This is a genomic window from Thauera sp. WH-1 (genome assembly GCF_047806685.1).
Lineage (GTDB): Bacteria > Pseudomonadota > Gammaproteobacteria > Burkholderiales > Rhodocyclaceae > Thauera.
In genome coordinates this window covers 83,849-106,737 of record NZ_JBLQGP010000016.1, presented here as the reverse complement: position 1 = coordinate 106,737, position 22,889 = coordinate 83,849, and the positions used below count along the sequence as shown (strand labels likewise).

Sequence of the window (22,889 nt, the reverse complement as noted above, 5' to 3'; positions counted from 1 at the left end):
GCATCGCCATGCAAGCTCATGCCAGATGAAGCCCGACCAGCCCTGCCCCTGCGGTTCGGACCGCCCCTATGCACGCTGCTGCGGGCCGCTGCACGCCGGCGCCAGCGCCGCAACGGCCGAGGCCCTGATGCGATCGCGCTATGCAGCCTTCGCACTCGGCCTGGACAATTACCTGCTCGCCACCTGGCATCGCACCACCCGCCCCGCCGCCATCGACCACGACGACACTCATCCGCCAAAATGGATCGGGCTGCAGGTCAAGGCGTACCGGCAACTCGACGCCGAGCATGCCGAGGTCGAGTTCGTCGCCCGCTACCGAGTCGGTGGCCGAGCGCACCGTCTGCATGAGCTGAGCCGATTCGTGCTCGAGGACGGGCGCTGGTTCTATGTCGATGGCACCCTTTACTGAACCGGAGATCCGCCATGAACCTTGAAAAAGTCATCTTCGGTTTCTTCATCGTCCTCGCCGCCACGCTGAACTTCGGCTTCTTCATCGGCGACATGGACAACCCCGCCCATCACGACATCTACGAACTCTTCGCGGCGCTGGTGGTGAGCCTGGTCGCAACCGTGCTCAAGTTCGGCGACCGCACGCAGATCGGCGCGATCCACCTGTCGACCAGCCTCGTGGCCGACCTGCAACTGCTCGCCGCGGCGATGGTGTGGGGCTACGCCGCCCACGTCTCCGGCACCGGCCTGACGGCCGCCTCCACCGCCAGCGTGGTGTCGCTGTCGGGTGGCGCCCTGCTCGCCAACATGGTGTCGGTGATCATCCTGATCGCCGAAACCATCATCCAGCGCCGCTGACACCGCGCGGCCAACGCACACCGCGCTCGGGCCCCGGCCATGCAACAGCTTGCCCGCCACCACAGCATCTTCTTCATGATCCTGCGGCGCCTGCGTGCGCCGCTGATCGTGCTGATCACGATCATCGCGATCTCGGTGCTTGGCCTCACCCTCACCCCCGGCGTGGATGACGAAGGCAAGGTCACCTATCTCAGCTTCTTCCACGCCTTCTATTTCATCAGCTACACGGCGACCACGATCGGCTTCGGCGAGATCCCCTACGCCTTCTCCGACCAGCAGCGCCTGTGGGTGACGATCTCGATCTACATGTCGGTGATCGGTTGGGCCTACACCCTGGGCTCGGTGTTCGCCCTGCTGTCGGACCGCAGCCTGCGCCAGGCCATCTCGATGCAGGCCTTCGTGCGCGCCGTCCGTCGTCTGCGCGAACCCTTCTACCTGGTGTGCGGCTACGGCGAGACCGGCCGCCTGATCTGCCAGGCCCTGGACCGGATGGGCGTGCGCGCCGTCGTCATCGAGATGGACGAAGGCAAGGTCGGCGAGATCGACCTCCACAGCTATGCGCTCGACGTACCGGCCATCGCCGCCGACGCCGGCAACCCCGAGACCCTCAAATTTGCCGGCCTCACCCACCCGAGCTGCGTGGGCGTCATCGCGCTCACCAACGATGACCCGACCAACCTCGCCATCGCCATTGCCGCCCGCCTGCTCGCGCCCCGCGTCCCTGCCGTGTGTCGCGCGGAGTACCGCGCCACCTCGGCAAACATGGCGTCCTTCGGCACGCGGCACATCATCAACCCCTTCGAGCGCTTCAGCGAGACGCTCGCCCTAGCCCTGCACGCCCCCAAGACCTCGCAGTTGATGAACTGGCTCACCGGCCTGCCGGGCACCACCATCGAGCGCAGGCGCGATCCGCCGCGCGGCCCCTGGATCGTGTGCGGCCACGGTCGCTTCGGGCGCTGGATGGTCGACGCCATGGATGCCGAAGCAGTGCCGGTGACGATCATCGACATGGAGCCCAAGGGCGATGGCGTGCACCGCTGGGTGCAGGGCGACGGCACCGGTATGGAGGCGCTGCTCGAAGCCGGCGTCGACACTGCCACCGGCATTGTCTGCGGCACCAGCTCGGACGTGGACAACCTGTCGATCGCGGTTACCGCGCGCGAACTCAATCCCGACCTGTTCGTGATCCTGCGCCAGAATCACTACGACAACCGCGCGCTGTTCGATGCCTTCGAGTCGGACATCACCGTGGTGCCGAGCCGCATCATCGCCCACGAGTGCCTGGCGATCCTCAGCACCCCCTTGCTGATCCCCTTCCTGCAGGAAGTCAGGCGGCGCGACGAGGACTGGTCCGCCGTCCAGCTCGAGCGCCTCACCCATCGCCTCGGCTGGACGGTGCCCGAGGTCCGCAGCATACGGATCAACCTCAGCCGCGCGCCCGCCCTCTATCGACGGCTGATGCGCGGCGAGACGGTCACCCTCGAGATGCTGCTGCGCTCACCGACGGACCGGCGCGACGTCCTCGATTGCGAAGTCCTGTTCCTCGATCGCGACGACGATGACCACCTGCTCGCGCCGCCAGGCAACACCCGCATCCGCGCCGGCGACGAGATCCTGCTCGCGGGCAGCGCGGGGGCGCTCAGCGACGTCAGCCTCGTGATCGCCAACGAACACACACTCAACTACGTGCTCACCGGCGAGGACCTGCCCGGCGGCTGGGTGTGGGAGAAGCTCTCGCGCCGGCGGCCGGCATCGAACAATCCGCACCTTCCTTGAGCCGCGCCGCAAGCGAGTTCCGACACCGCGATGCCGCTACGCTGATTCAGGCGCCCCCGCCGCAGTCGCCACCAGCTCGACCTCCTCGTCACCGAGCCGCACGCGTTGCCCGGGCCGCAGCTTGGCGCGCTTGCGCGTCTCAAGCACGCCGTCGACCTTCACCCTGCCGGCGTCTACCGCCGCATGCGCCGCACCGCCCGAGTCGACGAGCCCCACAGCCTTGAGCAACTGATCAAGCTGGATGTATTCGCCGCGCACTGCAAACCGCATCGCCATCACCTTCCCCTTCGCCTTTGCGCCCCGCGACGGCGCAAGGCCGGGGAGCTCGTGTCAGAATGGCGCCATTGTCGCCCGCACCCCACACGCATGACCAGCCACGTCCCATCCGAGACCCGGATCAATGCCGGGGCCGTCCGCCCCCGCGCACCCGCCCCGCTCCACGATGTCGCCTGCGCCCCGGGCGACCTGCTCTGCCGCGCCGACCGCTGCGTCGCCGACGCGCTCGCCCATGGCGCGTTGCAGCCGATCCGCACCGAGCAGACTTGGCTGGAAAGCGCAGGCTTGCGCTTCTCGGTGCGCTGGGTGTCCTCGCTCGCTCTGAAGGATCGCGCCCGTGTCGACACCGTGATCCGGCGCCGGCCCGACTTCAACCCCTTCCTGCCGCCCGAGCCGGAACTGACCGTCGCCGCACTCGGCGACGAACACCTCGTCGTCCTCAACAAGTTCCCGGTCATCGACCGCCACCTGCTCATCATCACGCGCGACTTCGAGGACCAGACCGCGCCGCTGTCGGCGGCGGATTTCGCCGCCCTGGCCACCGTGATCGCCACGCATGGCGGCCTCGGCTTCTACAACGGCGGGCGCATCGCCGGCGCCAGCCAGGCGCACAAGCACCTGCAGTGGATCCCCATCGCGGCGGCCGACCTCAACCCCTTCGTGCCCGCCGCAGCCGCCAAGCCCGGCGGCGAGGTGGCGACCAACCCGGCGCTGCCCTGGGCGCATGCCTTCGTGGCACTGGATGCGGGCATCTGGCAGGACGGCGCGCGCGCTGGCGCGGCCATCCAGGCTGCGTTCCGGCGCGCCTGCCGTGCGCTCGGCATGCCTTCAGACTGCGAACCAATGCCGGCCTACAACCTGCTGGTCACGCGCGAGTGCCTGTTGCTGGTGCCGCGCACGCAGGAGAAATGGCAGGACGTGTCGGTGAATTCGCTCGCCTACGCCGGCTCGCTGTTCGTGCGCGACCGCGAACAGATCGAGCGCCTGCGCCAGGCCGGACCGCTGGCCGTGCTGGCCGCCGTGGGCCGGCCGCGCTGACCCATCGGCCTCGGGTCATTCATTTACAGCGGCGGCAGCCCGTGACGTGCGCGAGCGCGGTCGCAGGCCTCGTCGCCGATGCCCAGGGCCGCATAGGGGGCAAACTCGTGGCAGGGCGACGGGCGGCGGTCGTAGATGCCGCAACGCACCCCGACGCCGACCGTGCCTTCGAGCGCCACGCAGCGCGGCGCCGTGGCGTCGGTACCGCGCATGCGCACCAACGTGGCCGTGAGCGGCACGGTCAGCGCATCGGGTACGCCGTCCGAGCGGCGGCTGGCGAGTTCCGAGTGGTGGAAATCGACCCGGAACGCGCAGCAGCAGGCGCCGCAGCGGGTGCAGTGGTCTTCACGCATCCGCGTCGCTGCTTTCGGCCCCGCAGCACTTCTTGTACTTCTTTCCGCTGCCGCAGGGGCAGGGGTCGTTGCGTCCCGGCGTCGCCGCGGCCGGCTTGCGCGGCGGCTCGGTCGACAAGGGGGCGACAGCGGGCAGTCCGAGGTCGCGCCAGTGCGAATAGATGTCGTTGACCGCCTCGCCCACCGCAGCGAGCCAGCCCAGGCGGGTTTCGTCGTCGGCCTTGGCCGCATCGTCCTCGCCCCATGGCGTCAGCACCTCGTCGAGCGTCTCGCGCACGGCCTCGACCGCCTCTTCGTCCAGCCCCTCCTCCCAGCCCTCGGGCCACAGGTCCAGGCCCTGCGCAAAGCCATCGATCCAGGCCTCGCCCAGCTTGAGGCCGTCGCCCTCGGCGATCGCGAAGCAGAACGGCTCCCAGCAGGCCTCGTCCTCATCGTCCAGGCCAAGGGTCGCGAGCAGCTCGTTGTGATAGGCCTTGACCAGCCGGATCGCGCGCTGCAGGCCGCTGCCGGAACCGAAACCGACCTCGTCGCCATGTGCGGACCAGATGCCGGGCATCCAGCGCTCGGGGCCGATCGGGCGCGGCGAGACCAGCACGCCGGCGAGGTAGCCGTCGAGCATCTCGAGGTCCATGCAGTCCTCGGGCACGATGTCGGAGGTCAGGATCTCCTCGAGCGCCTCGAAGTCCTCGTCACTCATCAATTGGGGCTTGGGTTGAGCCGGGGCGGCAGTCGGGGAAGCGTCGTTCATGGCAGTCTCCATTGGTCGGCGCCTAGGGTGGCGCAGCGGGCGTGTGCCGGCAAGTCAAATATTTTCGCATGCAGCGGAGCGCCCGGACGGCGTCTCCAGCTCGATGCCAAGGCGGTACAAGGCCTGCCCCGAGTCCCTGTACTTGCGCTCGAAGGGGGTCAGTGGCGAATCGGCCTCGAAGCGCTCCCACGGCACCCCCGCGCCCGTCGCCAGTTCGAGCGCGAACGCGAACTCCTGAATATAGACCGGCCAGTTGCTGCGACATTCCAGTACGCCGCCCAGCCGGACAATCCAGGGGAACACCGGATGCGCATGCCAGCGCCGGCCCAGGTGGCCGATCTTGGGCCAGGGGTTGGGATAGAGCAGGTAATGCCGCGCCAGACGCAGCCCGGCTTCGTCGAGCAGACGCCAGTAATCGACAAGATCGGCGCGCACGAAGACCATGTTCGTGGGCAGCAAGGCGTCGGGATAGGGCTTGCGCCTCGCCAGCCTGTCCTGCGACTGATCGACGCCGATCACCCAGTGGTCGGGATGCTGGCGGGCGATCTGGATCGTGCTGTGGCCGACGCCGCAGCCGGCATCGAGGATCAGCGGCGCGCGCCCGTCCCAGCCGGCCAGGCTGGCGTCGAGCGCGGCGCGGTTGTAGGGCGCAAGGGGTTTGCGGAACGGCTCGACGAGGTGCTTGCGCACGCGCTCGGCGAGCGCCTCGTGCACTCCTTGCTGGGCGCTTTGTGGAATGCGGGAATTGGCGTAGCTCATGGGTCAACCTCGAATCGGTAGCGGCGCGGCCCGCGACGCGGATCCTGCGCCTACGCCGCCGCGGCCAGCGCCAGATGCTGCGCGGGGTTGGCGGCGCGCAGCAGCCCGCCCGGCGCGTCGGTCTCCGCCGGCACGCCGTACCGCTGCATCACCGCGCTCACCTCGGTCAGCGTGCGCAGGCCACGGATGTCAGCAAACAGGCGCGCGGCCTGCGGGTAGCTGCGCGCCAGCAGGTGCAGCCACTGCTTGATGCGGCCCGGCGCGTGGCGCGCCTCGACCTTGCGTCGCACCCGTTCGCGGAACTCCGCCAGCAGGCTCAGCACCACCTGCCACTCGCATGCGCGCTCGGCCTCGTCCGGCGCGTCGAGACGGCCGTCGCCGATGCGGGCGGCAAGATAGGGGTCGGCCACCGCACCGCGACCGAGCATCACGTCGGGCACGCCGGAGACGGCCCGGCAGCGCGCCCAGTCGGCGGCGGTCCACACCTCGCCGTTGGCCACCACCGGCACCCGCACCGCGTCGGCCACCCGCGCCACCCATTCCCAGTGCGCAGGCGGCCGATAGCCCTGCAGCTTGGTGCGCGCGTGCACCACCAGCGCGCCCGCACCGCCGGCGACCAGGGCCTGGGCGCATTCGCGCGCGCGCCCCGGGTCGGCGACGCCGAGGCGCATCTTTGCCGTCAGGGGCACGCCGGCCGGCAGCGCGCCGGCCACCGCCTCGGCGATGCGGCACAGGAGTTCGGGTTCGTCGAGCAACACCGCACCGCCGCGGTGGCGATTGACGGTCGGGGCCGGGCAACCGAAGTTCAGATCCACTCCGGCCGGCGCCAGACGGGCCAGACGGGCGGCGTTGTCGCCCATGCACGCCGGATCCGAACCCAGCAGCTGCACCCGTACCGGCGTACCGGCGACCGTGCGACTGCCGTTGTCGAGCTCGGGCGCGATGCGCCGAAAGAAGCGGTCGGGCAGCAGCGTGCCGGACACCCGTGCAAACTCGGTCACCGCGTAGTCGTAGCCGCCCACACGGGTCAGCGTCGCACGCAGCACATCGTCGAGCAGCCCCTCCATGGGTGCGAGCAACAACACCGCCATCTCCCGGCCGCCACCGCGGCAATTGCCTGAAAGGCCGCGATTGTAATGCGCCGCAGCGCCTGAATCACACCTCTTTCGCTTGCCATGCCCTGGCGAGTGCAGGATAATCGCGGGCTCTACACAACAGGGCGGTCACACCCGCCGCCCGCTAGATTCCAGGAAATCACCATGAAAGCGGACATCCATCCGAAGTACAACGACGTCAACGTGACCTGCTCGTGCGGCAACACGTTCGTCACCCGTTCCACGCTGGGCAAGCCGCAGTACCACGTCGAAGTGTGCTCCGCCTGCCACCCCTTCTACACCGGCAAGCAGAAGATCGTCGACACGGCCGGCCGCGTCGAGCGCTTCCGTCAGAAGTACGGCAACGTCCAGCGCTCCAGCTGATCGACGGCAGGCCAGCGCCTGCGCATCGGCGACGTCCGCCAGCGACGTCCTCTGAGAAAGGCAGCCTCGGCTGCCTTTTTTGCGTCGGCTGACGACTCCCCGGCACCCACCGCGCGCCACGAACGAGGCGCACCGCCCCTTGCCTTCGGCAGCGCCGTTTGCCTGCACCGGCACTCACCCGCACAATGCGCGCATGATTCGCGAACCTGCCACGCCTACCCTGTTTCAGCGCCGGATCTACGGTACCGTCGGCCTCGTTCTGCTGGTCGGCACCTACCTGCTCGTCGGCCTCACCATCCATGATCCCTGGCGGGGCGACGATGCGCGCTATTTCGGCCCGGTACTGAGCCTGCTGCGCGGCGAGCAATGGCTGTTCCCGATGCTGGCGGGCGAGCCGCTGCCCGACTATCCCCCGCTCTATTTCTGGGTCGCGGCCGGCTTCTCATGGCTGACCAGCCCCATCCTCCCGCTGCATGGCGGCGCCCGCCTGGCCAGCGCCTTCTTCGTTGCGCTGGCCCTCTACTTCATCGCGCGCTCGGCCGAAGCGCTGCACGGCCGTCCGACGCGCACGGCGGCCGCCCTGCTCGCGCTCGGCCCGCTCGGGCTGATCCTGCATGCCCACGAGACCCAGCCCCTGCTCGCGGTGTTCGCCATGCTCGGGCTCACCCTGCGCGGCCTGTCGGCGGTGCCGCAACAGCCGCTGCTGGGCGGCCTGACCGCCGGCCTCGGCAGCGCGCTGGCCTTTTTCGCCGGCGGTCTGGGCGGGCTCATGGTCACCGCGCCGCTGCTGCCCCTGGTCCTACTGCTGAGCGCGGAATGCCACACGCCACGCGCAAGCGGTGGCCTGCTCGCCGGCCTGTGCCTGGCGCTGGCCCTGTCCGCTGCCTGGCCGCTGGCGCTGCACCTGGGCTCGCCCGAGCTGTTCTCGCTGTGGCTGGGGAACGAGTGGGCGCGGCTTTCCGCACCGCTGCCGGCCTTGTCCGAGATTCCGCGCCTGCTCGAACTGGCAGGCTGGTTCCTGTGGCCCTTGTGGCCGATCGCGCTGTGGGCGCTATGGCGCGCGCGCCGCAGCCTGCTTTCGCTGCCGACCCTGCTTCCCGCGCTGAGCGCGCTGCTCGTACTTGCCTGGCTGTGGATCACCGCCGACCTGTCGCAGGCCAACCTGCTCGTCATCGTGCCCGCGATCGCGCTGCTCGCGGCCGGCGGCATCCTCCAGCTGCGCCGCGGCGCCGCCAGCGCCTTCGACTGGTTCGCCTTGATGAGCCTGGCCGTGTTCGGCGTGCTGGTGTGGCTGGCGTGGAGCGCGCAGGCTTTCGCCTGGCCCGGCGGTCTGGCGCGTCACGTGGCGCGCAACGCGCCCGACTTCGTGCTGCCGCAGGCACACTTCCGGCTTGTACTCGGCCTGCTGATCACCGCGGTGTGGATCCTGCTGGTGGCCCGGCTGCCGCGCTCGACTTCGCGCGCGCCGGCCAACTGGGCGATCGGCCTGGTCATGCTGTGGAGTTTGGCGGTGGTGCTGCTGATGCCGTGGTTCGACCATGGCCGCAGCTACCGCGAGGTGGTGCGCTCGCTCGACATCGCGATCCAGGGCGAGCGCCTGGAACGGCCTGATGCCTGCGTCGCCACCACCGGGGTGTCCGACGCGCTGCGCAGTTCGCTCGACTATTACGCCGACCTGCGCCCGCGCCGGCTCGAGTCCGGCACCAGCCCCTGCCCGCTGCTGCTGGTGCATGTGGAACGCCGCAGCCGCGTGCTGGCGCTGGCACCCGAATGGGAAACGGTGTGGGAATACCGCCGCGGCGCCGGCAAGCGCGAGGAGAGCTTCAGGCTACTGCGCCGCAGCCTGCCCTGACGCCCGCCGACACGAACGGTGGCGCGCCTCAATCGAGGCGCAGGAAGTGGTCGCGGTAGTGGCGCAGCTCGGCGATCGATTCGTGAATGTCGGCCAGCGCCGTATGGCTGCCGGCCTTCTTGACCCCCTCGTACACTTCCGGGCGCCAGCGCCGGGCGAGCTCCTTCAAGGTTGACACGTCGAGGTTGCGGTAGTGGAACCAGGCTTCGAGCCCCGGCATCCAGCGCGCCAGGAAGCGGCGGTCCTGGCACACCGAGTTGCCGCACATCGGCGAGGTGCGCGCCGGCACCCACTGCTGCAGGAAGGCCAGCATCTGCGCCTCGGCCTCGGCCTCGGACACCGTCGACGCCCTCACCCGCGCGCTCAGGCCCGACTTGCCGTGCGTGTTGCGGTTCCACTCATCCATCGCGTCGAGCACGCTGTCGGGCTGATGCACGGTGATGACCGAAGCCTCGGCAATCGTCTGCAGGTTCTCGTCCGTCAGCACCACCGCCATCTCGATGATGCGGTCGCGCTCGGGTTCGAGGCCGGTCATCTCCATGTCCAGCCAGATGAGGGTTTTCGGGTCCTGTGCCATAATCGCTCCGCCTTTTTCGGCGCCTTGGTACGAAACAATCGAGGGCGCGATTGTGTCACAGTTCTCGCCCCTCGCTGCCACGACGGGGCAGATGCGGCCCGCCGCCGGCCACGCCAGTCAACCCTCACCGCCGCCGGATACTCGATGAACGCCTTTTCCCTGCTCTTCGTCTGCCTGCTCGTGGCCGGCCTCGCCGCGCGCCTGCTGCTGATGCGGCGCCACGTGCACCATGTGCAGGCCCATCGCGACCGCGTGCCGGACGCCTTCGCCGCCTCGATCCCGCTCACCTCCCACCAGCGTGCTGCCGACTACACCGCCGCACGCGCCGGGCTCGGCATGCGCGACGCGATCGCCGGCGCGGTCTTCGTGCTGGTGCTCACACTCGGTGGCGGACTGCAGGCCATCCACGACGCCTGGAGCGCCGCATTCGCCCCCGGCGGCCTGGCGCACGGCGTTGCCCTGCTGGCCTCGGTCGGCGTGCTGGGCTGGCTGGTTGAACTGCCCTTCGTGCTGGCGCGCACCTTCGGCATCGAGAAGCGCTTCGGCTTCAACCGCATGACACCGGCGCTGTTCGCCGCCGACACCGCCCGCGAGGCGGTGCTCGCCACGCTCATCGGCCTGCCCCTGCTGGCGCTGCTGCTGTGGCTGACCAGCTCGATGGGCGAGCTGTGGTGGTTCTGGGTGTGGGTCGCATGGCTCGGCTTCAACCTGCTCGTGATGCTGATCTGGCCCACCTTCATCGCGCCCCTGTTCAACAAGTTCACCCCGCTTGCCGACGCCGCCCTGAAGGCCCGCGTCGAAGCCTTGCTGGCGCGTTGTGGCTTCCAGTCCAAGGGCCTGTTCGTGATGGACGGCTCGCGCCGCTCGGCCCACGGCAATGCCTATTTCACCGGCTTCGGCGCCTCCAAGCGCATCGTCTTCTTCGACACCCTGCTCGACAAGCTCAATGCCGATGAGGTCGAGGCGGTGCTGGCCCATGAGCTCGGCCACTTCCGCCACCGCCACATCGTCAAGCGCCTGGCCCTGCTCGCCCCCACCAGCCTCGCGCTGCTCGCCCTGCTCGGCTGGCTCACCGGCCAGCCGTGGTTCTTCAGCGGCCTGGGCATGAGCGCCAGCGACACGGCCAGCGCGCTCGCACTGTTCTTCCTCGCGCTGCCGGCCTTCACCTTCCCGTTGGCGCCGATCTTCAGCCACTGGTCGCGGGTGCACGAGTTCGAGGCCGACGCCTACGCGGCCCGCCAGACGCGCGCCGCCGACCTCGTCGCCGCGCTGGTCAAGCTGTATCGTGACAACGCCTCGACGCTCACGCCCGACCCGCTGTATTCGCGCGTCTTCGACTCCCACCCCCCTGCCGCCGTGCGCGTCGCGCGCCTGCAGGCCATGCAGCATTGAACGACACCCATCGTCGCCGGAGACAAGCATGAACATGCCCCGCGCACTCACCGCCGCGCTGCTGTTATCCGCTTCCCTGCCCGCCCTGGCCGACCCGTTCCCGGACGCGGACCTGGTCGCGGCGAAGAAGATGCACGCCGAGCTGTGCGTCCAATGCCATGAAAGCAAGTTCGGTGGCGAGGACGGCTCGGACATCTACACGCGCATCGACCGCCGCGTCACCACGCCGAGCGCGCTCGCGCAGCAGCTCACCGCATGCACCACCATGCTCAATCTCGACCTCTTCCCCGAGGATGAGCATCACCTCGCGGGCTACCTCAACAAGCACTACTACAAGTTCGAGTGAGAAAACGCATCCGCCCAGGCGGGCATGGCGGCGACAGGGTGGACGGCGTGATCGTCGCCGCGTTCGGCCGCCATTACGAGATCGACACCCCATCCGGGCGTTTGCACTGTTACCCACGTGGCAAGAAGAGCAGCTATGCCTGCGGCGACGAGGTCGAGGTGCTGCCCGGCGGCGATGGCCAGGGCGTCATCGAGGCCCTGAAGCCGCGACGCAACCTGTTGTGGCGCTCCGACGCCTTCCGCGAAAAGCTCATCGCCGCCAACCTCAGCCACATCGTCATCGTCGTCGCGACCGAGCCCGGCTTCTCCGACCTGCTGGTGTCGCGCTGCATCGTCGCCGCCGAAAGCCAGGGCATCACGCCGCTGATCGTGCTCAACAAGGCCGATCTGGGCGACCGCCTGGCCGCGGCCCGGGCGCAGCTCGCCCCGTTTATGGCGCTCGGCTACGAGGTGCTGGCGGTGTCCGCGCTCGATGGTGCCGCGCGCCTGCGCGAACGACTGGCGGGCCTGCAGGCGATCTTCGTGGGCCAGTCCGGGATGGGCAAATCGACGCTGACCAATGCCATCGTCCCCGAGGCCAACGCGGCGACGCGCGAGATCTCTGCCGCGCTCGACTCGGGCAAGCACACCACCACCTTCGCACGGCTCTATGCACTGCCCGCCGGCCAGGCCGACAAGCCAGGCTGGCTCATCGACAGCCCCGGGCTGCAGGTTTTCGGCCTCGCCCACCTTTCGGCAGCGGACCTCGCCGAGGCCTTCGTCGAATTCAGGCCCTTCCTCGGCGAGTGCCGCTTCCGCGACTGCCGACATCAGGCCGAGCCGGGTTGTGCCCTCCTCGAGGCCGTCCAGGCGGGGAAGATCCATGCGCGGCGCTGGGACCACTTTTGCACCATCCGCGCCGAGATCGCCACCGCGCGCAAGCTCAACCCGGGCTGGTGAGCCGCCGCCGGACGCGGACCCGCAGGTGCGACGGCCGCGCCCCGTGGACCGACCTAGCCGCCGGCAAGCAGGAAATCGCGCACCACGGCGATCTGCGCCTCGTCCATCAGCATCGGTGCGTGCCCCACGCCGTCGAACTCCACCAGCTGCGCCTGCGGACCACGGCCCGCCATCGCGGCGAAGGTGTCGGGGGTGAGCAGGTCCGATTCCGCACCCCGCAGCGCGAGGGTCGGGCAGCGCACATTGTCGTAGACGCCCCACAGGTCGATGTCCTCCAGGATCGGCGAGGCGCGAAAGGCCTCCCCCAGCCCGGGGTCGTACACCATCGCGAAGCCCCCATCGGCGCCCCCCACCGGCCGCACCGAATACTGGACCAGATGGCGCCACTGGCTGTCGGTCAGCGGGCCGAAGGCGGCGCTGATCTCGCGAATGTAGGCCTCGGCCGCCTCCATGCTGGGAAAGCGCGGCGCCATGCCGACGTACTGGGCGATGCGCTGCAGCGCGGTGGTCGTGATCACGGGACCGACATCATTGAGCACCAGGCGGGTGATCGGGGAATGCGGCTGGCTGGCGAGCAGCATGCCGATGATGCCGCCCATCGAGGTGCCCACCCAATGCACCTGCTCGACATCGAGGCGCGCGATCAACGTCACCATGTCCGCCACATAGACCGGAAAGCCGTAGTCCGCCTTCACCCCCAACCAGTCGCTGCGCCCGCGGCCGACGACGTCGGGACACACCACCCGGTAATCATCGGCCAGCGCCTGCGCGAGGTCGTCGAAGTCACGCCCGTTGCGGGTGAGGCCATGCACGCAGACGAGCACGCGCGGATTGTGCGCATCGCCCCACTCGGTATAGGCCATGCGATGCAGGCCATGCGGGCCGAGGCATTGCACGCTGCGTTCGCGCACGCCGTGTCGCGGGCGCTGGGGTGAGGGCGGCGTTTCGAACAGACTACCGAATGAGGACATGGTGGCAAGGTGGCAGATGCACGCGAGGCGCGGGTTGGAGGAAGCGGGTAGCGACGAGTCTAGCCCGAAACGCGTGCCCGGGCGCAAGGGCGCAACACGCGCGGCCGCGCCTTGCGCCCGCGCCTCTTCACGCACGCCCCTCCACGCGTACCCCTTCACGCGTCCGTCTTCATGCCGGCCTCAGCGCCCGTGCCAGTAGCGCGGACGTTCGATGCGCTGTGCCCGCAGCGTGACGCCCGCGTCGCCATCAGCGTCAAAGTCGGCCTCGATCGCTCCCTGGCTGTCGGTGCGCCAGTTCCGCGTGCCGGCCTCGGCCCAGCGCGCCCACACCTGCGGGTGCGGGTGGCCAAAGGGGTTGCGATGGCCCGCGGCATGCACCACATGGGCCGCCAGCGTGGCGTCGACGAAGGCTGCAGAGGACGAGCTGCGGCTGCCGTGGTGCGGGCTCACCACGACCGTGCTCTCCAGTGCGGCGGGGTCTGCCGCGAGCAGACGCGCCTCGGTAGCGACGCCGATGTCGCCGGTCAGCAGCAGCGTTCCCGACGCCGCCGACACGCGCAACACGCACGAGCCGTCGTTGTCGTGGCGGCGCGATGCGGACGGCGATGCTTCACGCGAGGGGTGAAGCATGTCGAAGCGCACTCCATCCCAAGTCCATCCCTGCCCGGCCACGCAAGGCTGGACCACAGTCGATGCCTCTAGCGCGGGCCACCAGCGCGAGCCGGGCTTGGGCCGGCCGGCAAGCACGCTGTCGACAGGCAATGCACGCAGCAGGCTGGCGGCGCCGCCGACGTGGTCGCTGTCCTCGTGCGAGAGCACCAGGTGGTCGAGCCTGCGCACCCCGATCGCGCGCAGATAGGGCAGGATCACCCGGCTGCCGGCGTCGGCCTCGCTGCCGTAGGGCGGGCCGGCATCGAACACCAAGTCGTGCGCCCGGGTCTGCACATGGACCGCAAGCCCCTGCCCGACATCGAGCACGCGCACGCGAAATGCCCCCTCCGCGGGCCGCGGCGCCTCCCACAGCAGCATCGCGACCAGCAGCGCGGGCGCCGCAAGACGGCCGGGCGTCGCGCGCGGCAGCAGCAGCACGCCCACTGCCGCGACTCCGAAGGCCACCAGCCAAGGTGGCGGCAGCGCCTGCTCCCACAGTGCAAGCTCGAGTGCCGCCAGCGGCCGCACCCAGCTCATCATCAGGGCTGTCGCTGCATGCGCAAGCACCAGCACGGCATCGACAGGCACGATCACCCCGAGCAGCACGGTTGGCGCAATGACGAAACTGACAAGTGGAATCGCCACCAGGTTGGCCAGCGGCGAAACCAGCGGAAAGGCATTGAACAGCACCAGCAGCAGCGGTGCCAGCGCGAGGCTGATCGCAAGCTGGATGCGCAGCGCCGCGCGCCAGCCGCGAGGCGGCGCGACCCGCCCGCCAAGCACCGCCAGGATTACCGCCACCGCACCGAAGGAGAGCCAGAAGCCGGCCGCCAGCACCGCCCAGGGATCGATCGCGACGACCACCAGCAGCGCGATCGCCAGCACCCTTGACGGCGCCTGCGCGCGCCCCGACAGCAGCGCGATCACCGCCACCGCCAGCATCAGCCAGGCGCGCATCACTGGCACCCCCATGCCGGCAAGCAGGGCGTAGGCGGTGGCCCCTGTGAGCGCCGCCAGCGCCCTCGCCTTCTGCGCCGGCAGTCGCAGCGTCAGGGCCGGGATACGCCGCCACGCGGCGCCGACCATGCCGCCGCAGAACAGGCCGACGAGGGCGACATGCAGCCCTGAGATCGACACCAGATGCCCGATGCCGGTGCGACGGAAGATCTCCCAGTCGGCGTGCCGGATCGAGCGCTGATCACCGACCGCAAGGGCAAGCACGATGCCGGCGTGAGGCGCCTCGGCCAGGCTCTCCAGCATGCGCGCGCGCAACGCGCCCCGCAGCCGGTGCACCCGCTGCATGAGCCCGTGCGGCGCATCGTCGAGCTTATGGGCCTCGCCGCGCACATGGCCGGTGGCGCGAATGCCACGCTCGAGCAGCCAGGCCTCGTAGTCGAAACCGTACGGATTGGCGAAGCCATGCGGGCGCTTCAGCCGTGCCACCAGGCGCCAGCGCTCACCCGCACGCGGCGCCGGCAGCGCAACAGCCTGGCCACGCTCGCCGTACCAGGACAGCAGCACGCGGCGTGGAATACCCGCCTCCGCAGGCTCGACGTCGAGAATGAAACGCCAGCCGTTGCCGACGGCCTGTGGCAGGCTGGCGATGCGCCCGACCAGCACCAGATCGACCCCTTCGCGCACCCCTGTCAGCTCGTCCGCGAGCCGCCACTCGGCGCGCACCGCGGCCCAGCCGAAACCAGCCACCGCCATCGCGACCGCAAGCAGCAGCAGCGCAACCTGACGGCGAGGAAGCCCGACCCAGGCCAGTCGGACCCGCGACAGCAGCACGGCCGCAGCGAGCACCAGCGCCATCGCAGCGCCAGCCAGCGCGCCGGCGCCGGCCAGCGAGGCGCGGCCCTGCAGCAGGCACACGCCGAGCAGAAAGGAGATCGCAGCAATTCTCATGGCATCCAATAATGCCAAAAGGATTACCGCTACGGGGTGGCGGGTGCAAGCGCGCCGCGCACGAGCCGAGCGGGACCGGGCACGCTGCCAGGGCCGCACACGTCTTTGGCACCGCGGTGCGAACTGCTAGACTGCGCCGCCATCCGAGCCCTCATGCGCAAGCGACTCAAGCGATTCCTGCCCGACCACGAGACAGTCAGTTCCAACCGCTGGCTGCGGCCCTTCGCGTCCACGTTGCTGCACCCAAGGCTGTGGCACCTGAACCGCCACTCCGCCGCCGGAGCCGTCGCCGTCGGCATGTTCTGCGGTCTGATCCCCGGCCCACTGCAGATGCTCGGCGCCGCCATCTGCTGCGTCGCCTTTCGCGTCAATCTACCGCTCGCGCTGATCACCACGCTGTACAGCAACCCGATCACCATCGTGCCGCTCTACCTGCTGGCGTTCGGCATCGGCAGCCTGATCGTGGGCGACGGCGAGTTCGATTTCACGCCCCCACCCGGACTCAACAGCATCAATCCCGCCCACTGGGTCGCCGACCTGCTGACCTGGGCCACCAGCCTGGGCAAGCCGCTCTTCATCGGCCTCGTCGTGCTGGCCGCCAGCCTGTCGGTGTTCTCCTACCTGGCCGTGCGCTGGGGCTGGCGGCTATGGCTGATCCGACAGTGGCGACAGCGCCAGTCGCGCCGCCGGCATCCGCAGTCCTGAGGCCGCGGCCCCCTGTTCGCCGCCGCGGCCTGCCTCATTCGAGCCGGCCGTCGACCAGCCGCAGGGTGCGCTGCGCGCGCGCCGCCAGGGTCTCGTCGTGGGTGACGATGACGAAGCTGGTGGCGAAGCGCTCGTTGAGCGAGAGCATCAGGTCGAACACCGCCCCTGCAGTGCGCCGATCGAGGTTGCCGGTCGGCTCGTCGGCGAGCACACAAGCCGGCTCGCTGACCAGCGCGCGGGCGATCGCCGCGCGCTGGCGCTCGCCGCCCGAAAGCTCGCCGGGGGCGTGACCGAGGCGGTGGCCGAGCCCCACCTCGGCGAGCATCTTCGCCGCGCGCGCTTCCGCCTCGGCCCGCGCCACCCGCCGCACGTAGAGCGGCATGGCGACGTTCTCGAGCGCGCTGAACTCGGGCAGGAGATGATGGAACTGGTAGACGAAGCCGAGCGCGGCGTTGCGCAGACGCCCGCGCGCCGTTTCGGACAGCCCCGAAAAATCCTGTCCCATCAGCCGTACCGAACCGGCACTGGGCACGTCGAGCCCGCCAAGCAGGTGCAGCAAGGTGCTCTTGCCCGAGCCCGAGGCGCCGACGATGGCGACGCGCTCGCCGCGATCCACCCGCAGCCCGACGCCGTCGAGCACCTTCACCGCCTCCGCGCCCTCGCGAAAATGCTTGCTCAAGCCTTCACAGGCGACCACGGCGGGCGGCGTGCCATCGGCACGCCTGCGCAGCGTTTGCTGTTGATCATTCATAGCGCAGCGCCTCCGCCGGATTGACCCGCGAAGCCCGCCAGCTCGGGTACAGGGCGGCGATCAGGGTCAGCACGAAGGACACCGACACGATCGTGATGACGTCGGCCGGCAGCACCTTCGAGGGCAGTTCGTTGATGTAATAGATTTCCTTGTTCCACAACGTCGCGCCGGTGAGGGCCTCGAGCGCGGGAATGACCACGTCGAGGTTGTGCGCGATCGCCAGGCCGCCGACCACGCCCGCGAGCAGGCCAACGAAGCCGATGATCGAGCCCTGCAGCACGAAGATCGTCATGATCGACGCGGGGCTGGCGCCGAGCGTGCGCAGGATGGCGATGTCGGCATATTTTTCCTGCACCGCCATCACCAGCGTGGAGACGATATTGAACGCCGCCACCGCCACGATCAGGAACAGGATCAGCGTCATCATCGTCTTCTCCAGGGCCACCGCACGGAAGAAGTTGGCATGGCTGCGCGTCCAGTCCGCCACCATCAGACCTGGCGCGCTGATGCTCAGCGCAAGTTCGCGCGCCACGCGCGGCGCCGCGAAAAGATCGTCGAGCTTGAGACGCACGCCGCTCACCGCGTCACCCAGGCGGTACAGCGCCTGGGCGTCGGCCAGGTGCACCAGCGCGAGCCCCGAGTCGTATTCGTACATGCCGGCCTCGAAGAGGCCGACGACCTCGAACTGCTTCACCCGCGGCAGCACCGCCGCCGGCGTCACCAGGCCCTGCGGCGCGATCAGGGTGACCTTGTCGCCCAGTTGCACGCGCAAGGCGAAAGCCAGGTCGCGCCCGAGCACGATGCCGAAGCGGCCGGCCTGCAGGGCATCGAAGTCGCCGGCCTGCATGTAGCCGCCAAAGTCGGCCACCTTGTTTTCCTCGCTCGGGATCACGCCACGCACGATGGTGCCGCGCACCGCCTCGTCGAAGGACAGCATGCCCTGCTCCTGGACGTAGGGTGCCGCCGCCAGCACGGACGGATGCTGCAGGCTCTCGTCGGCCACCTGCTGCCACACCTCGAGGCCGTCCCCGCTGCTCTGGACCTGGACGTGGGAAGCCACGCCGAGGATGCGCGTACGCAGCTCCTCCTGAAAACCGTTCATCACCGACAGCACGACGATCAGCGCGGCCACGCCGAGCGCGATGCCGAGCATCGATACCAGGGAGATGAAGGAAATAAAGCGGTTGCGGCCCTGCGCCCGCTTGCGCGAACGCGTGTAGCGCACTCCGACCAGAAATTCGTAACGCATCGACAGGACGATTCCCGAGACCACGACAGGCAAGGCCGGCATTGTGCCCGCGGACGCCCGCCAGCGCGACCTCAATGCGCATGCGAATGTAAGCCCCGGCCAGTCGCGCCGCGCAGATTGGGGCGCCATGTGCTGGCAGCATGTCGTGATTCGTGGAAGACTTCAGAACCCTCACCGGCACGGCGACCACTGAAACATGCCGCCCAATGCGAACACCCCGCACGGTCGTACCCTCGGACTGCTCGACCGCAGTGCCGCCGCCTGGCTCGCGCTTGGAATCGGCCTCGTGCTTGCGGTCGCCATGTGGGACTACTCGCGCAACCATCTCGCCAAGCGTGCGGAGGACCGCTTCGAGCACCACACCGAGGTCGCGCGCAACACCCTGCTGGCTCGCCTGAGGGATTACGAGCAGGTGCTGCGCGGCGCCGCCGCCCTGTTCGCCGCCAGTGACGACGTCACCCGCGGCGAGTGGCGCACCTACGTCTCGGCACTGCGGCTCGACGAGTCCCTGCCCGGCATCCAGGGCACGGGCTACACGGTCATGGTGCCGGCATCCCGCCTGCAGGCCCACCTGGCCGCAGTGCGCGCCGAAGGCTTCCCCGACTACCGCATTCAACCGCCCGGCGAACGCGACCCCTACAGCAGCATCGTGTATCTGGAGCCCTTCACGGACCGCAACCTGCGCGCATTCGGCTTCGACATGTATGCCGAGCCGGTGCGGCGCGAGGCCATGGAGCGCGCGCGCGACACCGGCCGGGCCGCGCTGTCGGGCAAGGTCACGCTGGTTCAGGAAGACGGCGAGGACACCCAGGCCGGCTTCCTGATCTACCTCCCCGTGTACGCCGACGGGGCCAGCCCCGACGACCTGGACAGCCGCCGCGCAACGCTGCACGGCTTCGTCTACAGCCCCTTCCGTGCCAGGGACATGATGCGCAGCATCTTCGCCGACGGGCTGCGCGATGCCGACATCGAAGTGTTCGATGCCGCCCTGGCCGACGACACCCTGCTGTTCGCCTCATCCCCGCGCCGCCGGACGGCCCACCACAGCGTGCTGCATCAGGTCGAGTTCGCCGGGCGCCCCTGGCTGGTCCGCTTCAGCAGCACCGAAACCTTCGAGGCCGACAACGCCAGCGCCGAACCCACGCTGATCCTGCTCGGCGGCTCGGCGCTGAGCCTGATGTTGTTCGCAGTCATGAACAGCAACGCGCACCACCGCCGTCGCATGCGATCGGCCGCAGCCAGGCTGGCGGCGAGCCGCGACGAGTTCCGCACCCTGGTGGAGAATGTTCCCGGCGTGGTGTTCCGTTGCCAGGTCGGAGCGCCCTGGGCCGTCATGCACATCAGCCGCAGCATCGAGGCGCTGACCGGGGCCACGACCGGAGAATTCGTCTCGAGCGAGGTTTCATTCGGCGACTTCATCGAGCCTGAGGATATCCCGGCGATCGAGAAGGCGATCGAGGCCGCCGCGCGCGAACGCACGAGCTACGAGGTCGAGTACCGCATGCGCGACCGCGAGGGCGTCACGCGCTGGGTGAGCGAGCGCGGCCGCGTCTTCATCGACGAGCATGGCCAGGCCCTGTGGCTCGATGGCGTCATCATCGACATCACCGAGCGCAAGGCGGCCGAGGAGGCGATGCGTAACCTCGCCTTCGTCGACACCCTCACCCAGTTGCCGAACCGGCGCTTCCTGCTCGACCGCCTGCGCCAGGGCCTGGCCAACAGCCGCCGTCACGGACGCCACGGCGCCCTGCTATTCGTGGACCTGGATCACTTCAAGCAGGTGAACGACACCTTCGGCCACGAGGCCGGCGACAAGCTGCTGTGCGAGGTGGCGCGGCGCCTCAAGCAGAGCGTGCGGGAGGGCGACACGGTCGCCCGCCTCGGCGGCGACGAATTCATCGTCATGCTCGAGGACCTCGGCGCCTCGTGCCCAGAGGCCACCGATAAAGGCGCCGTAATTGCGAAAAAGATCCTTGTCGCGCTCAACAAGCCCTTCTCGGTGGACAGATCGCTCCACTGGACCACCCCCAGCATCGGCATAAGCTGCTTCAGCGGCGACGACGAACGCGCGGAAGACCTGCTGCGGCGGGCCGATGCAGCGATGTACCGCGCCAAGGTGGGCGGGCGCAACCGCCTCGAGACAGCGGGCAGCCCCGACCTCTAGCCGGCGCCGCCGCGGCCACGCCGCGGCGCCCCGGCCGACCGGCTGTCTGCACCGACAGGTTTGCGCCCGCCCGCCCCAGCGCGCTTGCGGACCTCGGCCTGTGCGCCCTGGATCGCCGCCGGCTGCTGACGCGGCACCAGGCAGTTGGGGCCGTTGCCGATCAGCTCCGCCCGCCCCATGCGCATCAGCCCCTCGCGCAGGATCGGCCAGTTCTCCGGGTCGTGCCAGCGCAGGAAGGCCTTGTGCAGCTTGCGGATCTTGCCCGCGCGCGCGGTCTCGACCACCTCGGAGTCCGCCGACACCTTCCTCAGCGGGTTCTTTCGCGAGTGGTACATCGTGGTCGCCAGCGCCATCGGCGTGGGCAGGAAGGTCTGCACCTGGTCGAGACGGAAGTTGTGCTTCTTCAGCCACAGCGCGAGGTTGAGCATGTCCTCGTCGGTCGTGCCCGGATGGGCGGCGATGAAGTACGGCACCAGGTGCTGCTTCTTGCCCGCCTGCGCCGAGAACTTCTCGAACATCTGGCGGAACTCCTCGTAGGCGCCGATGCCCGGCTTCATCATCTTCGAGAGCGTGTTCTCCTCGGTATGTTCGGGCGCGATCTTGAGCAGGCCGCTCACATGGTGGGTGACCAGCTCCTTCACGTACTCGGGCGAGCGCACCGCAAGGTCGTAGCGCAGACCCGAGCCGATCGTGATGCGCTTGATGCCGGGCACGGCCCGCGCCTTGCGGTAGAGCTCGATCAGCGAGGAATGGTCGGTGTTGAGGTTCTCGCAGATGCCCGGATACACGCAGGAAAGCCGCCGGCAGTTCTCCTCGATCGCCTTGCTCTTGCAGGCCATGCGGTACATGTTCGCGGTCGGCCCGCCGAGGTCGGTGATGTGGCCCTTGAAGTCGGGCGACCTGTCGCGGATCTCCTCGATCTCGTGAATGATCGAGTCGTGCGAGCGGCTCTGGATGATGCGGCCCTCGTGCTCGGTGATCGAGCAGAAGGTGCAGCCGCCGAAGCAGCCGCGCATGATGTTGATCGAGAACTTGATCATGTCCCAGGCCGGGATGCGCGCACCGCCATAGCTCGGGTGCGGCGCGCGGGCATAGGGCCGGTCGTAGACGAAATCCATCTCGGGCGTGGTCAGCGGCACCGGCGGCGGGTTGATCCACACGTCGCGCGCGCCCGGGCCTTCGCCGTGGCACTGCACCAGCGCACGCGCGTTGCCCGGGTTGGACTCGAGATGGAAGACGCGCGAGGCGTGGGCGTACAGCACCGCATCGTCCTTCACCTGCTCGTAGGACGGCAGACGGATCACCGTGTGGGCGCGGTCGGCGCGGCGCGCCGCAACGCGCTCGGCGGCCGGCACGATGCGCACCGGCTGGGCGCCGTCAACCGCCGCCTTGGGCACGGCCGCAGTGGGCTCCATCGCATAGGGGTCGGGATGGGTGTCGATGCGGCCCGGCCTGTCCAGCGCCAGCGAGTCCACCTCATGCCATTCGTCCGCCGGCCGCCAGCCCGGCTTCACCATGAAGGCGGTGCCGCGCAGGTCGCGGATGGCCTCGATCGGCTCGCCCGCCGCCAGGCGGTGGGTCAGCGCCACCAGCGCGCGCTCGGCATTGCCGAACAGCAGGATGTCGGCCTTGGAATCGGGCAGCACCGAGCGGCGCACCTTGTCCGACCAGTAGTCGTAGTGTGCGATGCGGCGCAGGCTGGCCTCGATGCTGCCGATGACGATGTTGGCGTCCGGGAAGGCCTCACGCGCACGCTGGGCGTACACCGTCACCGCGCGGTCCGGCCGCCTGCCGGCCTCGGCATTGGGGGTGTAGGCGTCCTCGGAGCGGATCTTGCGATCCGAGGTGTAGCGGTTGACCAGCGAATCCATGTTGCCGGCGGTGATGCCGAAATACAGCCGCGGCTTGCCCAGCGCACGGAAGGGCTCGGCCGAGTGCCAGTCGGGCTGGCTGAGGATGCCGACGCGAAAGCCGTGCGCCTCGAGCAGGCGCCCCACCAGCGCCATGCCGAAGCTCGGGTGGTCGATGTAGGCGTCGCCCGTCACCAGGATGATGTCGCACGCCTCCCAGCCGAGCGCGGCCATCTCCTTGCGCGACATGGGCAGGAAGGGGGCGGCCCGATAGCCGGGGACGGCGCCCGCCAGGATGCTGGA

At 69.3% G+C, this 22,889-nt stretch carries 22 protein-coding genes; 11 read left to right on the top strand and 11 right to left on the bottom strand.

Going from position 1 to position 22,889, the window contains the following annotated elements; genetic code table 11:
- Positions 1-25 precede the first annotated feature (25 nt).
- The 3 genes from ACMV5O_RS15550 to ACMV5O_RS15540 are packed head-to-tail and all read left to right on the top strand — an operon-like array spanning position 26 to position 2,583.
- Positions 26-409 (top strand): YchJ family protein, encoded by a 384-nt coding sequence (locus tag ACMV5O_RS15550; RefSeq protein ID WP_416164310.1) that lies wholly within the window; start codon positions 26-28, stop codon positions 407-409.
- Between the two features lie 14 nt (positions 410-423).
- A complete protein-coding gene (locus tag ACMV5O_RS15545) occupies positions 424-807 on the top strand; it encodes a DUF6394 family protein (RefSeq protein WP_416164309.1) in 384 nt (127 codons plus the stop codon).
- Between the two features lie 39 nt (positions 808-846).
- Positions 847-2,583, top strand: coding sequence for an NAD-binding protein (locus ACMV5O_RS15540; RefSeq protein ID WP_416164308.1), 1,737 nt, complete (start codon positions 847-849; stop codon positions 2,581-2,583).
- 36 nt (positions 2,584-2,619) lie between these two features.
- Here the strand turns inward: ACMV5O_RS15540 and ACMV5O_RS15535 are convergent, their stop codons facing one another.
- Positions 2,620-2,859 carry an RNA-binding S4 domain-containing protein gene (locus tag ACMV5O_RS15535; protein ID WP_416164307.1) on the bottom strand — a complete coding sequence of 80 codons (240 nt, stop codon included), beginning with the start codon at positions 2,857-2,859 and terminating at the stop codon, positions 2,620-2,622.
- A 90-nt stretch (positions 2,860-2,949) separates the two neighbouring features.
- On the opposite strand from ACMV5O_RS15535, the gene ACMV5O_RS15530 reads away from it, so the two are divergent.
- On the top strand, positions 2,950-3,897 hold the full coding sequence (locus ACMV5O_RS15530) for an ATP adenylyltransferase family protein (protein WP_416164306.1): 948 nt from the start codon (positions 2,950-2,952) through the stop codon (positions 3,895-3,897).
- Positions 3,898-3,920: 23 nt separating this feature from the next.
- On the opposite strand, the gene ACMV5O_RS15525 is transcribed toward ACMV5O_RS15530, so the two are convergent.
- Genes ACMV5O_RS15525 through ACMV5O_RS15510 form a run of 4 tightly spaced genes read right to left on the bottom strand, consistent with a single transcriptional unit; the run spans position 3,921 to position 6,848 of the window.
- A complete protein-coding gene (locus ACMV5O_RS15525; RefSeq protein ID WP_416164305.1) occupies positions 3,921-4,250 on the bottom strand; it encodes a YkgJ family cysteine cluster protein in 330 nt (109 codons plus the stop codon).
- Positions 4,243-4,998 (bottom strand): UPF0149 family protein, encoded by a 756-nt coding sequence (locus tag ACMV5O_RS15520; RefSeq protein ID WP_416164304.1) that lies wholly within the window; start codon positions 4,996-4,998, stop codon positions 4,243-4,245. Before ACMV5O_RS15520 ends, ACMV5O_RS15525 begins: the two co-directional genes overlap by 8 nt.
- Positions 4,999-5,052: 54 nt before the next feature.
- The gene (trmB, locus tag ACMV5O_RS15515; protein ID WP_416164303.1) at positions 5,053-5,757 is read right to left on the bottom strand and encodes a tRNA (guanine(46)-N(7))-methyltransferase TrmB; all 705 of its coding nucleotides are present in this window, start codon (positions 5,755-5,757) and stop codon (positions 5,053-5,055) included.
- A 50-nt stretch (positions 5,758-5,807) separates the two neighbouring features.
- Entirely contained in the window at positions 5,808-6,848 is a 1,041-nt protein-coding gene (locus ACMV5O_RS15510) for a tRNA dihydrouridine synthase (protein WP_416164302.1), read from the bottom strand.
- A 168-nt stretch (positions 6,849-7,016) separates the two neighbouring features.
- Between ACMV5O_RS15510 and rpmE the strand changes: the two genes are divergently transcribed.
- Positions 7,017-7,235 carry a 50S ribosomal protein L31 gene (rpmE, locus tag ACMV5O_RS15505; protein WP_324542870.1) on the top strand — a complete coding sequence of 73 codons (219 nt, stop codon included), beginning with the start codon at positions 7,017-7,019 and terminating at the stop codon, positions 7,233-7,235.
- Positions 7,236-7,428: 193 nt separating this feature from the next.
- A complete protein-coding gene (locus ACMV5O_RS15500) occupies positions 7,429-9,087 on the top strand; it encodes an ArnT family glycosyltransferase (protein ID WP_416164301.1) in 1,659 nt (552 codons plus the stop codon).
- A gap of 28 nt (positions 9,088-9,115) precedes the next feature.
- Here the strand turns inward: ACMV5O_RS15500 and orn are convergent, their stop codons facing one another.
- Positions 9,116-9,664 (bottom strand): oligoribonuclease, encoded by a 549-nt coding sequence (gene orn / locus ACMV5O_RS15495; protein WP_416164300.1) that lies wholly within the window; start codon positions 9,662-9,664, stop codon positions 9,116-9,118.
- 144 nt (positions 9,665-9,808) lie between these two features.
- Here orn and ACMV5O_RS15490 point away from each other — a divergent pair, with 144 nt between their 5' ends.
- From ACMV5O_RS15490 to rsgA, 3 genes are read left to right on the top strand one after another with little or no spacing between them, the layout of a single operon-like run.
- Positions 9,809-11,056, top strand: a complete 1,248-nt coding sequence (locus tag ACMV5O_RS15490) for a M48 family metallopeptidase (RefSeq protein ID WP_416164299.1) — start codon at positions 9,809-9,811, stop codon at positions 11,054-11,056.
- Positions 11,057-11,084: 28 nt separating this feature from the next.
- Positions 11,085-11,402: a cytochrome c gene (locus ACMV5O_RS15485; protein WP_416164298.1), complete on the top strand. Its 318-nt coding sequence runs from the start codon at positions 11,085-11,087 to the stop codon at positions 11,400-11,402.
- A 38-nt stretch (positions 11,403-11,440) separates the two neighbouring features.
- A complete protein-coding gene (gene rsgA, locus ACMV5O_RS15480) occupies positions 11,441-12,340 on the top strand; it encodes a ribosome small subunit-dependent GTPase A (protein WP_416164326.1) in 900 nt (299 codons plus the stop codon).
- A 53-nt stretch (positions 12,341-12,393) separates the two neighbouring features.
- On the opposite strand, the gene ACMV5O_RS15475 is transcribed toward rsgA, so the two are convergent.
- Together ACMV5O_RS15475 and ACMV5O_RS15470 are read right to left on the bottom strand one after the other, a co-directional pair.
- Positions 12,394-13,311, bottom strand: a complete 918-nt coding sequence (locus ACMV5O_RS15475) for an alpha/beta fold hydrolase (RefSeq protein WP_416164297.1) — start codon at positions 13,309-13,311, stop codon at positions 12,394-12,396.
- Between the two features lie 180 nt (positions 13,312-13,491).
- Positions 13,492-15,867, bottom strand: a complete 2,376-nt coding sequence (locus ACMV5O_RS15470; protein ID WP_416164296.1) for a DNA internalization-related competence protein ComEC/Rec2 — start codon at positions 15,865-15,867, stop codon at positions 13,492-13,494.
- A 153-nt stretch (positions 15,868-16,020) separates the two neighbouring features.
- Between ACMV5O_RS15470 and ACMV5O_RS15465 the strand changes: the two genes are divergently transcribed.
- Positions 16,021-16,572: a DUF2062 domain-containing protein gene (locus ACMV5O_RS15465; RefSeq protein WP_416164295.1), complete on the top strand. Its 552-nt coding sequence runs from the start codon at positions 16,021-16,023 to the stop codon at positions 16,570-16,572.
- A gap of 34 nt (positions 16,573-16,606) precedes the next feature.
- On the opposite strand, the gene lolD is transcribed toward ACMV5O_RS15465, so the two are convergent.
- Positions 16,607-17,323, bottom strand: coding sequence for a lipoprotein-releasing ABC transporter ATP-binding protein LolD (gene lolD, locus ACMV5O_RS15460; RefSeq protein ID WP_416164294.1), 717 nt, complete (start codon positions 17,321-17,323; stop codon positions 16,607-16,609).
- A complete protein-coding gene (locus tag ACMV5O_RS15455) occupies positions 17,316-18,572 on the bottom strand; it encodes a lipoprotein-releasing ABC transporter permease subunit (protein ID WP_416164293.1) in 1,257 nt (418 codons plus the stop codon). Before ACMV5O_RS15455 ends, lolD begins: the two co-directional genes overlap by 8 nt.
- A 196-nt stretch (positions 18,573-18,768) precedes the next feature.
- Here ACMV5O_RS15455 and ACMV5O_RS15450 point away from each other — a divergent pair, with 196 nt between their 5' ends.
- Complete coding sequence (locus ACMV5O_RS15450) at positions 18,769-20,736, top strand: CHASE domain-containing protein (RefSeq protein ID WP_416164292.1); 1,968 nt, start codon at positions 18,769-18,771, stop codon at positions 20,734-20,736.
- Here ACMV5O_RS15450 and ACMV5O_RS15445 read toward each other — a convergent pair.
- Positions 20,733-22,835 carry a YgiQ family radical SAM protein gene (locus ACMV5O_RS15445; RefSeq protein WP_416164325.1) on the bottom strand — a complete coding sequence of 701 codons (2,103 nt, stop codon included), beginning with the start codon at positions 22,833-22,835 and terminating at the stop codon, positions 20,733-20,735. The genes ACMV5O_RS15450 and ACMV5O_RS15445 overlap by 4 nt on opposite strands.
- Between the last annotated feature and the right edge of the window lie 54 nt (positions 22,836-22,889).